The following is a 15,363-nucleotide window of genomic DNA, read 5'->3' as shown; positions in this document are numbered from 1 at the left end:
GACATCACGCACTGTTGACAGCGGGTGATGTCGATGCCATGTTAGTCGACACCACTGCCTCGATTGATGTCAAGCATGGCGCCGAAGAGCCGTGGGTGCGCGCCGCAGGAGGACTGCATGAACCAGCGACAGCCGACCTACCGAAAGCCCACCGCGCTGATCATCGGCACCGGCTTCGGGGGGATCGCGGCGGCCATCGAGATCGGCACGGCCGGCTACGACTACACCGTCCTGGAGAAGGCCGACGACGTGGGCGGGGTGTGGCGGGAGAACACCTATCCCGGCGCCGGCTGCGACATCCCCTCCCCGCTGTACTCCTTCTCCTACGAGCCCAATCCCGAGTGGCCCAAGCGGTTCTCGCTGCAGCCGGACATCCTGGCCTACCTGCAGCGCACCGCCACCAAGCACGGCGTGCGCGAGCGCACCCACTTCGGGGTGGAGGTGACCAGCGCGGAGTTCGACGCGGCGGCCGGGCAGTGGCGGGTGCACACCAGCACCGGGGAGACCTTCTCCGCCGACGTGCTGGTCCCCGCCGTCGGCCAGCTCTCCCGTCCCGCCATGCCCCGCATCCCCGGGATCGACACCTTCACCGGGCACTCCTTCCACTCCGCCCGCTGGGACCACAGCCGCGACCTCACCGGCGACCGGGTGGCGGTGATCGGCACCGGCGCCAGCGCCGTCCAGCTCGTGCCGCAGATCCAGCCCCGCGTGTCGCACCTGAGCCTGTTCCAGCGCTCGGCGCCATTCGTCCTGCCGCGACCGGACCGCACCTACACGCGGGCCCACCACGCCGCCTTCCGCCGGCTGCCCACCACCCAGCTGCTCGGCCGGGGCACGGTGTGGGCGCTGGCCGAGGCGATGACCCTGGGCTTCACCACCGTGCCCGCCCTGGGTGCAGCCATCCGCCAGACCTGCCTGACCCACCTGCGCATGACGGTGCGGGACAAGACGCTGCGGGCCAAGCTGACGCCGGACTACCCGGTGGGCTGCAAGCGGGTGCTGTTCTCCAGCAGCTACCTGCCCGCGCTCACCCAGCGCAACGTGGAGGTGGTCACCGACGCCATCACCGAGATCACCCCGCGGGGGGTGCGCACCGCCGACGGCGCCGAGCACGAGGTGGACACCATCATCTACGGCACCGGGTTCACCGCCACCGAGTTCCTCGCCCCGATGACCATCACCGGGCTGGACGGCCAGCAGCTGAGCGAGCACTGGCGCGACGGCGCGCGGGCCTACCTGGGCATGACCGTGCCGGGCTTTCCCAACCTGTTCCTGATGTACGGGCCCAACACCAACCTGGGCGCCGGCTCCATCGTCTACATGCAGGAGTGCCAGGCCCGCTACCTGCGCCAGGCCATGCGCCGGCTGGAGGTGGGCGGACCGGGCTACCTGGACGTGCGCCCGGAGGTGGAGGAGCGCTTCGACGCGGAGATCCAGGGCCGGGTGCAGGGCGGGGTGTGGACGCTGTGCGACAGCTGGTACCGCAACCCCAGCGGCCGGGTGACGGCGAACTGGCCGGGCCGGGTGGCGGAGTACCGCGACCGCACGGAGGTCTTCGACGCCGACAGCTACCGCCACGTCAGCATCGACGCCCCGGTGGCCGTGGCATGAGCGCGGTGTCGAACGTGGCGGCGACGGACGTGGCGGCCACCAGCACCGAGCCGCGCCCGCTCGGCCCGGAGTCGATGACCTGGTACCGCTTCGGCGACTGGCGCACCACCCTGCTCACCCTGTGGGCCGGTGCGCTGCAGGCGATGCACCCGGTGATCGACACCGCGCTGGTGCAGCACTCGGACGTCTTCGACAACGAGACCGCGCGGCTGGCCCGCTCGTCGGCGCCCATCGTCGGGGCGCTGTACGACCCCACCGGGGAGGTGGCGCGCCGGGTGCGCAGCTTCCACACCGAGATCAGGGGCGAGACCGCCGAGGGGCAGCGCTACCACGCCCTGGCGCCGGAGCCCTTCTACTGGGCGCACGCCACCTTCCTCTACACCCAGTACGTGTGGGCGGAGTACTTCGGCGACCCGCTGACCGAGGCGCAGAAGGAGCAGCTCTACGCCGAGTCGGTGCAGTGGTACGCCCTGTACGGCATGCCGATGCAGGACGTGCCCGCCACCTGGGCCGACTTCCAGCGGTACTGGGACCACGTGGTCACCGACGTGCTGGTGGCCTCGGAGACGGTGCGCCGGTCCCGGGCCCTCAACGACCGGATGCCGGAGCGGCCCACGGAGCGCATCCCGCGGCTGGTGTGGCTGCTGGCCGGGCCCAAGCTGAACCGGATGCTGGCCTGGGTCACCCGGGGCACGCTGCCGCCGGTGGCTCGACGCAAGCTCGGCTGGGACTGGAGCGCCGAGGACGAGCGCCGGCTGCGCCGCTTCGGCACCGTCGTCCGCGTCGCCTTCCGGCTGCTGCCCCCCACGTGGCGGCTGTCACCGGCGGCCCGCGCCGCCATCCGCCGCCACTCCTGAGCGCAGCCCCGGCCAACCCGGTGGCAGGATCGGCGAAACACCACCGCAGATGACGGCCACGGACGGTGAGGGAGACCGACGGTGAGCACCGAGAGCCTCCTGCCCCGCCCAGGCCGACCGGGTCCCTCGTCGCGGGTGACCGTCCCGCTGCCCTACCTGTCGGAGTCGGTGCGCCGCTTCATGGCCCGCGAGTCGGGCAGCGCGGCGCTGCTGCTCGGCGCCACCCTGGCCGCGCTGGTGTGGGCCAACCTCCCCGGCCACACCTACGCCTCCTTCTGGCACACCGTGACGTCGGTGCAGGTGGGGTCGTGGTCGTTGGCGCTGGACCTGGAGCACCTGGTCAACGACGGGGCGATGGCCCTCTTCTTCCTGGTGGTGGGCCTGGAGATCAGCCGGGAGCTGACCGTCGGGGAGCTGCGCGACGCCCGCACGGTGGTGGTGCCCGCCGTGGGCGCGCTGGGTGGCCTGGTGCTGCCGGCACTGATCTACCTGGCCTTCGAGCCCAGCGGTCCCGCCGCGGCCGGCTGGGGCATCCCCATGTCCACCGACACCGCGTTCCTGCTGGGGGTGCTGGCCCTGTTCGGCCCGCGCTGCCCCGACCAGCTGCGGCTGTTCCTGCTCACCCTGGCCATCGTGGACGACATCGGCGCCATCGTGGTGATGGCGGTGTTCTACACCGACCACGTGTCGGTGGTGGCGCTGCTGGTGGCCGCCGCGCTGGTGGTGGCGCTGGTGGTGCTGCGCCAGGCGCAGGTGTGGCAGCTGACGCCGTACCTGCTGGTGGGGCTCGGGCTGTGGCTGGCCGTCTACGAGTCGGGCGTGCACCCCACGCTGGCGGGCGTGCTGGTCGGCCTGCTCGTGCCGGCCGCCGCGGTCGGGCCCGAGGCCCGCAAGCACCTGCCGTTCTACGGGCGGGCGGTGCTCGAGAACGCCGATCCGCGGCGGGTGCGACTGGCCACCGCCGCCGCCCGGGCCACCGTCTCGGCCAACCACCGGCTGCAGGACGCGCTGCACCCGGTGAGCGCGTACCTGGTGCTGCCGCTGTTCGCGCTGGCCAACGCCGGGGTGCTGCTGAGCTGGGACGCGCTGCGCGACGCCGCGCAGTCCGGGGTGACCATCGGCATCGTGGTGGCCCTGGTCGCCGGGAACGCGGTGGGCATCTCGCTGACCGCGGGGCTGGTGCTGCGCATGGGGGTGGGCACCCTGGCCGGGCGGGTGCGCTACGGGCACCTGGTGGGTGGGGCGATGCTGGCGGGCATCGGGTTCACCATCTCGCTGTTCATCACCGGGCTGGCCTTCGACGACCAGCAGCTGCGCCAGGAGGCGAAGATCGGCGTGCTCGTCGGGTCGCTGGTGGCGGCGGTGCTGGGCTCGCTGGTGCTGCGCGTGCTGGGTGAGCGGCTGCCGCTGTGCGAGGTGAGCGACCCCGACGGCCCACCGCCGCTGCCGTCCGGGCCGTGGGTGGATCCCACCGCCCGCGCCCGGTCGTGAGCCCTCAGACCAGCGCGGCCTGCAGCGCCCGCAGCTCGGTGCGCCCGGTGTAGATGCGCCCGTTGATGAACAGCGTGGGCGTGCCCCGCGCGCCGTCGGCGATCCCCGCCGCGTAGTCGGCCTGCACTGCGGGCTGGAACGCCTGCGCGGCCTCCCCCGTCACCGGCCCCGCGCCCACCTTGTCGGCCAGGCTCTGCAGGTCCGGGTCGCGCAGGTGGTCCTGGTGGGTGAAGAGCAGCGCGTGCAGCTGCCAGAAGTGCTCCCCGGACGCCTCTGCCGCCAGCGCTGCGGTGAGCGCGAAGGGGTGCACCTCGAACAGCGGGAAGTGCCGGAACACCAGCCGCACCGCGCCGTCGGAGGTGTCCACCAGCTCGCGCAGCACCGGCGCCGCCGCCCCGCAGTACGGGCACTCGAAGTCGCCGTACTCCACCACGGTGATCGGGGCGGTCACGTTGCCGTAGACGTGCCGGTACAGGTCGATCTCGCCGTTCATCAGCCCACCGTATCGCCGGTGAGCGCGTCCACCAGCCCCCAGGCGAGCGCGGTCGCGGCGTCCAGCGCCACGCCGGTGGCGCACAGGTGGAAGGCTCGCCACCGGCCGATGCGGCGCGGCAGGCTCGCCGTTCCACCGGCCCCTGGGATCAGCCCCATCCCCACCTCCGGCAGCCGGAACACCGTGCCGGGGTGGGCGAGCACCCGCCCGGCCAGGGCCGGCAGCTCGATCCCCGCACCGATGCAGCTGCCGTGCAGGTGCACCGTGGTTCGCTCGGCCAGCCGGTGCAGCAGCCGGCCGGCCCCGCCGCGGGTGCGCACCAGGTGGGCGGTGGCCAGGTCGGGCGTGGTGCCGAACTCGTCCAGGTCACCGCCGGCGGAGAACACCGGACCGGCCCCGTCGAGCACCACCTGCAGCGTCTCCTCGTGCACGGCCAGGCGCAGCGCCTCCACCAGGCTGTCGCGCAGCTGGGCGCCGTAGGCGTTGCGCCGCTCGGGCCGGTTGAGCGTCAGGTGCAGGGTGTCGCCGGCGCGGCGCACCAGCAGCGGCGGCCGCACGGCCGGTGGTGGCAGCGGCCGCGGTCCGCGCTCGCCCAGCCAGTGGGCGAAGTCGGGCCCGCCCAGCAGGGTGGAGTACGCGTAGGACTCCACGTCCAGCGCGGCGTCCACGCTGAGGTGCTCCGAGGTCCGCAGCACCTGGCCGAGCACCAGCACCGGCTGGGGGTGGACGGTGACCGCGGCCTGCAGCAGCGTCAGCGCGGCGGCGGGGTCAGCGCTGGGCACGACGGTGCGTCCGCCCGTCGGGGCCAGCGTGGTGTCCAGGGCCTCGGTCAGCACGGCGAGCTCCGGGGGCACCTGGCCCCGGGTGCGCACCCCCACCAGCAGCCGGTCGACGCTGCCGGCCCGCTCGGCGGCCCGGCGGGCGGTGTCGGCGCCGGTGGGCACGTCGAGGTCGACGACCACCAGGGGGTCGACGAGGCCAGCGCCGTCCAGCAGCGGCGGCCACTCGGCGGCGCCGTCGGCCAGCTCGCGCGGGGTGAGTCGTCGCAGCGGGGACGCCATGCGCGAACCCCTTCTCCGGCCGACTCGCGGTGCCTGACCTGTGGCGGAGCGTAACATCGCCGCTGTGCCGGGACCGCTGCCCACAGGTCCACACCAGACTGCGCCGGACAGCCGAGAAGTGGTGCGCGACTGGGCCGCCAGCGGGGTCCTCGCGCTCACCGGGCACCGGGACGGGCCGCCGCTGCTGCCACCCGGCCACGCCGCCACCACCGCCCGCCGGCTCGCCTCCTGGATCGCCGACGCCACCTGCGGGACGGCGCAGGTGGACGGGGGCGCGCTGCTCGCCGAGCGCGCCGCCCTCACTGGCCACCAGCGCCAGGGCGCAACCTCGCTGGGCGGCAGCTGCAGGCTGCTGCCCACCGCCGACGGCTGGGCGGCCGTCTCGTGCGCCCGACCCGGCGACCCGCTGCTGCTGGGTGCGCTGGTGGGCGAGACGCTGGGCGAGGACCCGTGGCCCACGGTGGCAGCCTGGCTGCGCGTCACCGCCGGTGCCGAGCTGGCAGAGCGGGCCGAGCTGCTGGGCGTGCCGGCCGCACCGGTGCACCCTCGCGCTGCGGCGCCGCTCTGGCCCGCGCGTCCCCGACCGGTGGCCGGGCTGCTGGTGGTGGACTTCAGCGCGCTGTGGGCGGGACCGCTGTGCGCGCACCTGCTGGGCCTGGCCGGGGCGCGGGTGGTCACGGTGGAGACCCCGCAGCGTCCCGACGGAGCGCGCCGCGGCAACCCCGACTTCTACCGCCTGCTGCACGGCGGGCACGCCTCGGTGGTGCTCGACCCCGCCACCGCCGGGGGCCGCCAGTCCCTGCAGGCCCTGGTGCGACGGGCCGACATCGTCATCGAGTCCTCTCGTCCGCGGGCACTGGCCCGGTTCGGGTTGAGCGCCGCGGAGCACGTGTCCGGCGGCGGCACCTGGGTCTCCATCACCGCGGCCGGCCGGGCGAGTGATCGCGTCGGCTTCGGCGACGACGTGGCGGCGTCCAGCGGCCTGGTGGCTCACGACGCGGCCGGGCTTCCGGTGTTCGTGGGTGACGCCCTGGCCGATCCGCTCACTGGCCTGACCGCCGCGGCGCTGGCGATGTCCGACCCACTGGGCGGCGGCGGGGCGCTGTGGGACGTGTCGATGGCCGACGTGGTCGCGGCCACCCTGAGCGGGCCGGCGCCGGAGGGACGAGTGGTGCGGGGCGAGCAGGGCTGGGTGGTGCGGGGTGAGGAGGACCTGCCGGTGGCGCTGCCGCGGGCCCGGCCGCCACGCGGGCTCGCGCCGACCAGCGGGGCGAGCACCAACGAGGTGCTGCGCGGCCTCGGGATCGCCGCTCCGTGACCAGCCTGCTGCTGCGCGGCTGTGAGGTGGACGGCCAGGCCGGGGTGGACGTGCAGGTGGTGGCGGGAGTGGTGGCCGAGGTCGGCCGTGGCCTGCAGCCGACCCCAGGGCGCCTCGTGGTGGACGCCCGCGGCGGTGCCCTGCTGCCCGGGCTGGCCGACCACCACCTGCACCTGCACGCCGTGACCGCCCACGCGCAGTCCGTCCGGTGTGGACGGTGCACCGACGCCACCGGCCTGGCCCGGGCCCTGCACGCCGCGGCCGGTGACCCCCACGGCTGGGTGCGCGGGGTCGGCTACCACGAGGGGGTGGCCGGCGACCTCGACCGCGACACCCTGGACGCCCTCTGCGCGCAGCGCCCGGTGCGGCTGCAGCACCGCAGCGGCGCGCTGTGGGTGCTCAACAACCTGGCCGCCGCCGCCGTCGGGCTGGACACCGCCACCCACCCCGGGGTGGAGCGCGACACCGCCGGACGGCCCACCGGACGGGTGTGGCGCGCCGACGACTGGCTGCGCGAGCGGCTGCCGGCCAGCGGTCCGCCCCCGCTGTCGGGCGTGGGCGCGGACCTGTCCCGGTTGGGCATCACCGCGGTCACCGACGCCTCCCCCGACCTGGCCGAGAAGTCGGTGCGCGCGATCGCCGAGGCGGTGCAGGGTGGTCAGCTCCCGCAACGGGTGCAGCTGCTGGGCGCCCCGACCGGGATGGCTGCGACCGAGCGCCTCACCGTGGGCCCGTACAAGATCGTGCTCGCCGACTCCGGGCTGCCCGAGCCGTCCGCGCTGGCCGCGCTGGTGACCGAGGTGCACGGTCAGGGGCGGCCGATCGCGGCGCACTGCGTGTCCCGGGAGGCGCTGTTGATCCTGCTCGCGGCGCTCGAGGAGGTGGGAGCGCGACCGGGCGACCGCGTCGAGCACGCGGCACTCGTGCCGGTGGAGAGCCTCACCGAGCTGCGCCGGCACGGGCTGCGGGTGATCACCCAACCGGGCTTCCTCGCCGACCGCGGCGATGACTACCTCGCCCACGTCGACGCCTGCGACCTCCCCGACCTGTACCGCTGCCGCACGCTGCTCGACGCCGGGGTGCCGCTGGCGCTGTCCAGCGACGCCCCCTACGGGCCGCTGGACCCGTGGGCGGTGCTGGCCGCGGCGGTCACCCGGCGCGCAGCGTCCGGTGCGGTGGTCGGTGCCGCCGAACGGCTCACGCCCGCCGAGGCGCTGGCCGGCTACCTCGGGCCGCCGGACGACCCCGGCGGCCCGGCGCGCCGCGTCCGTCCGGGCGTCCTGGCTGACCTGGTGCTGCTGCACGCCCCGCTGGCCGAGGTGCTGGCCGCACCCCGCTCCGACGCCGTGCGGATGACTCTGGTGGGTGGCGAGCGGGTGTTCGGCTGAGCTACTGGTGGCGCACCTGGAGGTGGTGGTGGTCGGCCAGGGAGATGGTCGCCACGCCCACCACCGCGCCGACCAGCACCCCCACCAGGGTGTCGCCCACCCGGTCCAGTGCCATGTTCGGGCCGAACGGGCTGCCCAGCGACGCCAGCAACAGCGCCATCGGCGTGACCCCCACCTGCACCAACAGGTAGCTGCGGGCGACCATCAGCTCCACCAGCAGCTGCAGCAGCACGGCGATCGCGGCCAGCGGCCAGTAGCCCAGGTCCAGCGCCAGCAGACCGGCCGCGACCAGCCCGCCGACCACGTTGCCGGACAGACGCTGCACGCCCCGCTGCAGGGTGCTGTGGTAGGTCAGGCCCTGCAGCGCCGCCATCGCCCCCATCCCCGCCCACAGCGGGTGAGCCAGGCCCAGCTCCACCGCGAGCAGCCCGGCCAGTGCCGCGCCCGCCAGCACCCGCACGGACCCGCGCAGCAGCTCCGCGTCCGCCAGGCGGCGCAACGACTGGGCGAGCAGTCCCGGTGTGCGGGCCGGGGTGCCCAGCTGGTCGGCGTGGGCGAGCAGGTCCGCGTCCAGGTGCTCGGTGTCCAGGGGGATCGGCCACAGCCGCCGCAGGGCCGGCTCGTGGCGGGTGAGCCGCTGGCGCCCCGCGAGGTCGCCGGTGGCCAGCACCTGCTCGGCCTGGTCCAGCAGGGCCCACAGCACGCGGCGGCGGGGGTCGGTGCGGGGGCCGGCCGGGCTCCACGCGACGGTGGTGCGAGCAGCGGCGACGGCCTGCCGCACCGGCTCGACGCTCGCCCCCGGCGCGTGGCGGTCGAGGGCACCGAGCGCTCGGGCGACGGCCAGGCGTGCGGGCCCCAGCGGCAGCCAGAGCACGCCGACCAGGCAGCAGGCCGCGCCCACCGCCACGCCCAGGCCGGTGGCCAGGGTGACCCGTCCGACGTCGGCGGCGCTGTCGGCGAAGCCGGCTCCGGCCGAGGCGGCGAACATCATGATCACCGGTCCGGGGCCGAGGATGCGGAAGGCGGTGAGCACCACCAGCGCCACCGCGCCCAGCACGGCGAGCACCCCCACCTGCACGCCGATGGGCGCCTCCGCGGCACCCAGCCCGCCGCCCACCGCGGTGCTGGCGACGAGCAGCAGCCCCACCAGCACCAGGCGCCGCGCCAGGTAGGGGTAGGCCTCGTAGCGGCAGAACGCCGAGCACAGCGCGCCCAGGGTGGCGATGGCTGCCAGCTGCTGCTGGCCCACCAGTCCACCGACGCACAGGGTCACCAGCATGGCCACGGCGACCCGCAGGGCTGGCACGATGGCCGCGTCGGCGGGGCGGACAGCGAGCACGTCCCGCCAGGCGTGCGGGGACCAGGCGTGCGCCAGGGCGCTCCGGGTGTGCTGGACTCGGGCGGTGGTCATCGACGCGGGGACCGGCACTCCGCTAATAATACACCGGTAAACTATCCCTGAAACGTATTCGCGCCGCCGTGCTGGAAGCAGGACCTCCCATGACTACCGACTCCGGCTCCACCGGGGACTTCGTCGACCGCGCCCGGGCGGCGTGGGCCGAGGCCAGCCCGACGCTGGACACCTCGTCGATGGAGCTGATCGCCCGGATGGGGCGCATCGCGGCACTGTGGCACCAGGCGCAGGAGCGTCGGCTGCGCCCGGCCGGCGTCTCGCGCACCGAGCTCGACCTGCTGTGCTCGCTGGCCCGTGCGGATCGTCCGCTGCGGGCCAGCGAGGTCACTGCCGCCACGCTGCTGAGCAACGCCTCCACCACCAAGCTGACCACCCGGCTGGCCGAGGCGGGCCTGGTGCGGCGCTCGCGGGGTGACCGCGACGCCCGGGTGGTGCTGCTGGAGCTGACCGAGGCCGGGCGCACGCTGGTGGAGCGGGAGCTGCCGGCCTGCCTGGCGCTGGACGAGAGCCTGCTGGCCGGGCTGGACACCGGTGATCGGGAGCAGCTGGAGGCGGCGTTGCGGCTGGTGCTGCGCCACACCGAGGACGCCGTGCGGCGCGACTAGCAGGGGAGGGCGAAAGCCGGCGAGGGATGATGACAGCGTGCCGACTCAGTGGTCTTGCGTGGCAGCGTCGCGCTGCTGCGCGACGAGCTCGCGCAGGGCGGGGACGACGCCGCGATCGAGCAGCTTCCGGACCGGACCGGAGGGCGGCCGGATGCACTGGTCAGCCTTCGTCGAGGCCCAGGGCGCGTCCGTCCTGATCGCTGAGGTGCCCGCCAGCGGCCAGGTAGGCCTCCTCGACAATGGCTGCGCAGACGGCGAGCTCCTCTTCGTCGCGAGGCCCGTAGAGCATGATCACGATCGGCGGTATGAAGCCTGGGGCGACCAGGCAGTGGTACTCCGCCCAGCCGGCCGCGATCAACCGCTCGGCCAGGGCGGTCGGGACGTGGAGATGCAGGCTGCCATCGAGGTGGGGATGAATGTGGCCCCATTCACCGCCCAGGATGTCGGGCAGCGCCGGCGGCTCCGCCGGATCGTTGAGGAAGAAGGCGACGGTGCCGGGCACGGAGACCCGGCTCTCGCCGCGGCTGACGCCCGGCAGTGACAGGGCGTGGTCACGTAGCTGGTCCTGCAGCTCGACCGGGGCGTTCTGATCAAGCTGCACGTGCGGGTTGGTCGATGTGGTCGAGGGACGCGGTCCGCCGCGGACCGGGATCTCGAGCTCTGCGGTGTTCATCAAAGTTCCTGCCCCGTGGTTATCCTCAATGAATAATCCCCCGGCCTCGCTGTAGAGGAAACCAGCGTGACCGAGGGAGATGGTGGAGCCGCCTGTCGGAATCGAACCGACGACCTTCTCATTACGAGTGAGATGCTCTACCGACTGAGCTAAGGCGGCGTGCCCCTGAGGGCGCGGCAAGTGTAGCGAGCCCCTGGGCTGCGGGCCCAACCCGGGCTCCTAGCGGACGGCTGATCCCAGCGTGGCGACCATGGCGTCCACCGCGATCCGCGGCTTGACGTTGGCGGCGAGGGCCTCCCGGCAGGCCAGCACGGCCTCCAGGCAGCGCAGCAGCCCCTCCGGCGTCGACCGGGCCACCAGCTGGCCCACCGCGTCCGCCTGGTCGGGGTGGGTGGCGCTGACCTGGGCTCCGCAGGCGCGAGCCAGGGCGTCGCGGTAGTAGCCGGCCAGGTCCACCAGGGCGCGGTCCATGGCGTCGCGCTGGGCCCGGGTGGCCCGCGACTTCTGCCGGCGCTCCAGGTCCTTGAGGACCCCGGCCGAGCCGCGCAGCGCCCCCACCGCCCCCTTGCCGGTGCCGCCGGCGCCCAGGGCGGTGCGCATCTCCTCGGTCTCCGCGGCGTCGCGGCCGGCAGAGGCGGCCTTGGCCTCCGCCTCGGCGGCCGCCACCAGGTCCTCCGCCGCGGCGTAGGCGGTGCGCGGGCTGGTGGCGGCGTGCGGGATCTGCAGCACCGCGGCGCGGCGCTGGCGGGCGTCGCCGTCGGTGGCCAGGCGCCGGGCGCGGCCCACGTGGCCACCGCCAACCGAGGCTGCCCACTGCGCACGCTCGGGCTCCAGGCCGTCGCGCTCGCGCAGCACCTGGGCGATGGCGTCGGCCGACGGGGTGCGCAGGGCCACGTGCCGGCAGCGCGAGCGCAGCGTCACCGAGATGTCCTGCGGGTCCACCGACGGCGCGCACAGCAGGAACACGGTGCGCGGCGGCGGCTCCTCCACCACCTTGAGCAGCGCGTTGGCCGCGCCCTCGGTGAGCCGGTCGGCGTCCTCCACCACCACCACCTGCCAGCGGCCGGTGCTGGGCCGGCGCGAGGCGATCTGCACGATGGCCCGCATCTCGGCCACCCCGATGGTGAGGCCCTCGGGGATCACCCGGCGCACGTCGCCGTGGGTGCCGGCCAGCACGGTGTGGCAGGCCTGGCACACCCCGCAGCCGGGCTCGCCCGGTGCGGTGCACTCCAGCGCCGCCGCGAAGCACAGCGCGGCCACCGAGCGACCGGAGCCGGGCGGGCCGGTGAACAGCCAGGCGTGCGTCATGGCCGAGTCGCCACCGGCCGCGGCGGTCGCCGACCTGGCGGCCGTGGCAGCAGCTGACAGTCCGTCGACCACGGCCTGCTGGCCGACGAGCCGGTCGAAGACTCCGCTCACCTGAACTCCACCTCTTGCCTCGTGCCCGTGCTACTTCTCGGCAGCGACCTTCTTGGCTGCAGCCTTCTTGGCAGGCGCCTTCTTGGCCGCCGCCTTCTTCGCCGGGGCCTTCTTGGCGGGCGACTTCTTGGGTGCCGGGCCCCGGGCCCGACGCTCGGCGAGCAGCTCGATGGCCCGCTCGTCGGTCAGGCTCTCCACCGCGTCGCCCTTGCGCAGGCTGGCGTTGGTCTCACCGTCGGTGACGTAGGGACCGAAGCGGCCCTCCTTGATCACCATCGGCTGGTCGGTGTTGGGGTCCTTGCCCAGCTCGCGCAGCGGCGGCTTGGCCGCACCCTGCCGTCCCCGCCGCTTGGGCTCGGCGTAGATCTTCAGCGCCTCCTCCAGGGTGACGGTGAACATCTGCTCCTCGTCGGTGAGCGAACGGGAGTCGGTGCCGCGCTTGAGGTACGGGCCGTAGCGGCCGTTCTGCGCGGTGATCTCCTCACCGTTGTCCGGGTCCACGCCCACCACCCGCGGCAGCGACAGCAGCCGCAGGGCGTCCTCCAGCGTCACCGTGGACAGGTCCATCGACTTCAGCAGCGAGGCGGTGCGCGGCTTGGGGCCGGCCGCCTTCTTCGCCGTCTTCTTGGCCGGTGTCTTCTTGGCAGCAGTCTTCTTGGCTGCGGTCTTGGTTGCCGTCTTGGTCGCGGTCGACGCGGCCGGCTCCTCGGCAGCAGCCTCCGCCGGGGCCTCGGCCTCGGCCGGCGGCTCGGGCAGCAGCTCGGTGACGTAGGGGCCGAAGCGGCCCTCCTTGGCCACGATCTCGTGCCCGCTGATGGGGTCGGTGCCGAGCTTGCGGCCCTCCTGCGGCGTGGCGAACAGCTTCTCCGCCACCTCCAGGGTCAGCTCGTCGGGCGAGAGGTCGTCGGGCAGGTTGGCCCGCTGCGACTCCGGCTCGCCGGACTCCCCGGTGACGGTGCGCTCCAGGTACGGGCCGAAGCGCCCCACCCGGACGTAGACCGCTCGACCCTCGGAGTCGTCGAACATCCGGATGGAGTTGACCTCGCGGGCGTCGATGCCCTCCAGGTTCACCCCCACCAGCTTCTTCAGCCCACCGGTGCGGGCCACGGAGTCGGCGTCGCCGTCCTGGCCGCCGAAGTAGAAGGAGGTGAGCCAGTCGATGCGGCTCTCCCGGCCCCCGGCGATGCTGTCGAGGTCGTCCTCCATGGAGGCGGTGAAGTTGTAGTCCACCAACCTGCCGAAGTGCCCCTCCAGCAGCCCGATGACGGCGAAGGCCACCCACGAGGGCACCAGCGCGCTGCCCCGCTTGTAGACGTAGCCGCGGTCCTGGATGGTCTTGATGATCGCGGCGTAGGTGGAGGGGCGACCGATGCCCATCTCCTCCATCGCCTTGACCAGGCTCGGCTCGGTGTAGCGCGCCGGGGGGCTGGTGGTGTGGCCGTCGGCCTCGAGGTCGGCGGCGGTCACCACGTGGCCCTCGGTCAGCTGCGGCAGCCGCGACTCGGCGTCGTCGGCGGCGGCGTCGGAGCTGTCCTCCACCGTCTCCACGTAGGCCTTGAGGAAGCCGGCGAAGGTGATGGTGCGGCCGGAGGCGGCGAACACGCACTCCTCGCCGGTGCCGGCGGTGCCGCTGATGCGCAGGCTCAGCGTGGTGCCGCGCACGTCGGCCATCTGGGAGGCGATGGTGCGCTGCCAGATCAGCTCGTAGAGGCGGTACTCGTCCTGGGTGAGCGTGGAGTGCAGCTCGCCCGGGGTCTGGAAGCGCTCCCCGGCGGGGCGGATTGCCTCGTGCGCCTCCTGGGAGTTCTTCACCTTCTTGGTGTACTGGCGCGGCTGCGGGTGCACGTAGGCCTCGCCGTAGAGCTCGCGGGCCTGGGTGCGGGCTGCGCTGATGGCCGACTCCGACAGCGTGGTGGAGTCGGTGCGCATGTAGGTGATGTAGCCGTTCTCGTACAGCCCCTGGGCGATGCGCATGGTCCGGTCGCTGGAGAAGCGCAGCTTGCGGCCGGCCTCCTGCTGCAGCGTGGAGGTCATGAACGGCGCGTAGGGACGGCGCGTGTACGGCTTGTCCTCGGCGGAGGTGACGGTGAGCCCGACACCCTGCATCGCCTCGGCCAGGCGGCGGGCGTGCGCCTCGTCCAGCACCGTGACGGTGGAGGAGGACTTCACCTGGCCGTCGGGGCCGAAGTCGCGGCCGGTGGCCACCCGGGCGCCGTCCACGCTGTACAGCCGCGCGCCGAAGGTCTGCGGGGTGGCGTCGGCGCCGGCGTCCATGGTGGCGGAGATGTCCCAGTACGAGGCGGAGCGGAACGCCATGCGCTCCCGCTCCCGCTGCACGATGATGCGGGTGGCCACCGACTGCACGCGGCCGGCCGACAGCCGCGGCATGACCTTCTTCCACAGCACGGGGCTGACCTCGTAGCCGTAGAGGCGGTCGAGGATGCGGCGGGTCTCCTGGGCGTCGACCAGGTCGGTGTCCAGCTCGCGGGTGTTGGCGGCGGCCTCGCGGATCGCGCTCTCGGTGACCTCGTGGAACACCATGCGGCGCACCGGCACCTTGGGCTTGAGGGTCTCCTGCAGGTGCCAGGCGATGGCCTCGCCCTCGCGGTCGGGGTCAGTGGCGAGGTAGAGCTCGTCCACGTCGGCCAGCAGCCGCTTGAGCTCGGCGACCTTGCTCTTCTTGTCCGGGCTGACGACGTAGAGGGCGGCGAAGTCGTGGTCGACGTCCACGCCCAGCCGGGCCCAGCCCTCGCCCTTGTACTTGGCGGGAACGTCGGCGGCACCACGGGGGAGGTCGCGGATGTGCCCGCTGGAAGCCTCGACGACGTAGTCAGCACCCAGGTAGGGGGCGATCTTGCGCGCCTTGGTGGGTGACTCGACGATCACCAACCGGCGCGTGCCGCTGCCTGCCGCCTTGCTGCGTGTTGCCAACTAGATCCGCACCTTCCTGCTGCCCCCGACGTGCCACGCGCTCACTGCCCGAGCCCTGCGGCAAGCACAGAGTGGCACACGACGCCCACAACCACAGTAGGC

At 73.9% G+C, this 15,363-nt stretch carries 12 protein-coding genes and 1 tRNA gene; 6 read left to right on the top strand and 7 right to left on the bottom strand.

All coding sequences use genetic code 11. The features are described 5' to 3' along the window. The first annotated feature begins 117 nt into the window (after positions 1-117). The 3 genes from AC3YNX_RS06220 to nhaA all read left to right on the top strand — a co-directional run bounded on the left by AC3YNX_RS06220 (position 118) and on the right by nhaA (position 3,959). Positions 118-1,611: a flavin-containing monooxygenase gene (locus AC3YNX_RS06220; RefSeq protein ID WP_489994906.1), complete on the top strand. Its 1,494-nt coding sequence runs from the start codon at positions 118-120 to the stop codon at positions 1,609-1,611. Continuing rightward, positions 1,608-2,468, top strand: coding sequence for an oxygenase MpaB family protein (locus tag AC3YNX_RS06215; RefSeq protein WP_489994905.1), 861 nt, complete (start codon positions 1,608-1,610; stop codon positions 2,466-2,468). The genes AC3YNX_RS06220 and AC3YNX_RS06215 overlap by 4 nt, the downstream gene beginning before the upstream one ends. An 81-nt stretch (positions 2,469-2,549) precedes the next feature. Then, positions 2,550-3,959, top strand: coding sequence for a Na+/H+ antiporter NhaA (gene nhaA / locus AC3YNX_RS06210; protein ID WP_489994904.1), 1,410 nt, complete (start codon positions 2,550-2,552; stop codon positions 3,957-3,959). 4 nt (positions 3,960-3,963) lie between these two features. Here nhaA and AC3YNX_RS06205 read toward each other — a convergent pair whose 3' ends face one another. Then, positions 3,964-4,452: a DsbA family protein gene (locus AC3YNX_RS06205; protein ID WP_127781819.1), complete on the bottom strand. Its 489-nt coding sequence runs from the start codon at positions 4,450-4,452 to the stop codon at positions 3,964-3,966. Next, positions 4,452-5,513, bottom strand: coding sequence for an enoyl-CoA hydratase/isomerase family protein (locus AC3YNX_RS06200; RefSeq protein WP_489994903.1), 1,062 nt, complete (start codon positions 5,511-5,513; stop codon positions 4,452-4,454). Before AC3YNX_RS06200 ends, AC3YNX_RS06205 begins: the two co-directional genes overlap by 1 nt. 121 nt (positions 5,514-5,634) lie before the next feature. Between AC3YNX_RS06200 and AC3YNX_RS06195 the strand changes: the two genes are divergently transcribed. Further along, positions 5,635-6,831: a CoA transferase gene (locus tag AC3YNX_RS06195; RefSeq protein WP_489994902.1), complete on the top strand. Its 1,197-nt coding sequence runs from the start codon at positions 5,635-5,637 to the stop codon at positions 6,829-6,831. Further along, positions 6,828-8,219 carry an amidohydrolase family protein gene (locus AC3YNX_RS06190; RefSeq protein ID WP_489994901.1) on the top strand — a complete coding sequence of 464 codons (1,392 nt, stop codon included), beginning with the start codon at positions 6,828-6,830 and terminating at the stop codon, positions 8,217-8,219. Before AC3YNX_RS06195 ends, AC3YNX_RS06190 begins: the two co-directional genes overlap by 4 nt. Position 8,220: 1 nt before the next feature. Here AC3YNX_RS06190 and AC3YNX_RS06185 read toward each other — a convergent pair whose 3' ends face one another. Continuing rightward, complete coding sequence (locus tag AC3YNX_RS06185) at positions 8,221-9,648, bottom strand: FUSC family protein (RefSeq protein WP_489994900.1); 1,428 nt, start codon at positions 9,646-9,648, stop codon at positions 8,221-8,223. Between the two features lie 71 nt (positions 9,649-9,719). Here AC3YNX_RS06185 and AC3YNX_RS06180 point away from each other — a divergent pair, with 71 nt between their 5' ends. Continuing rightward, on the top strand, positions 9,720-10,238 hold the full coding sequence (locus AC3YNX_RS06180; RefSeq protein ID WP_127781814.1) for a MarR family winged helix-turn-helix transcriptional regulator: 519 nt from the start codon (positions 9,720-9,722) through the stop codon (positions 10,236-10,238). Positions 10,239-10,398: 160 nt separating this feature from the next. Here the strand turns inward: AC3YNX_RS06180 and AC3YNX_RS06175 are convergent, their stop codons facing one another. The 4 genes from AC3YNX_RS06175 to topA form a co-directional block, all read right to left on the bottom strand. Continuing rightward, positions 10,399-10,911, bottom strand: a complete 513-nt coding sequence (locus AC3YNX_RS06175; RefSeq protein ID WP_489994899.1) for a luciferase domain-containing protein — start codon at positions 10,909-10,911, stop codon at positions 10,399-10,401. 83 nt (positions 10,912-10,994) lie between these two features. After that, positions 10,995-11,070: transfer RNA gene (locus tag AC3YNX_RS06170), tRNA-Thr, on the bottom strand. 60 nt (positions 11,071-11,130) lie between these two features. Further along, complete coding sequence (locus tag AC3YNX_RS06165) at positions 11,131-12,330, bottom strand: DNA polymerase III subunit delta' (protein ID WP_489982465.1); 1,200 nt, start codon at positions 12,328-12,330, stop codon at positions 11,131-11,133. A 30-nt stretch (positions 12,331-12,360) separates the two neighbouring features. Next, a complete protein-coding gene (gene topA, locus AC3YNX_RS06160) occupies positions 12,361-15,261 on the bottom strand; it encodes a type I DNA topoisomerase (RefSeq protein WP_489994898.1) in 2,901 nt (966 codons plus the stop codon). Positions 15,262-15,363: the final 102 nt, after the last annotated feature.

The organism is Rhodococcus sp. Z13_19A (genome assembly GCF_058133575.1).
The sequence above is the reverse complement of the archived record's forward strand: the minus strand, read 5'-3'. Positions and strand labels throughout refer to the sequence as shown.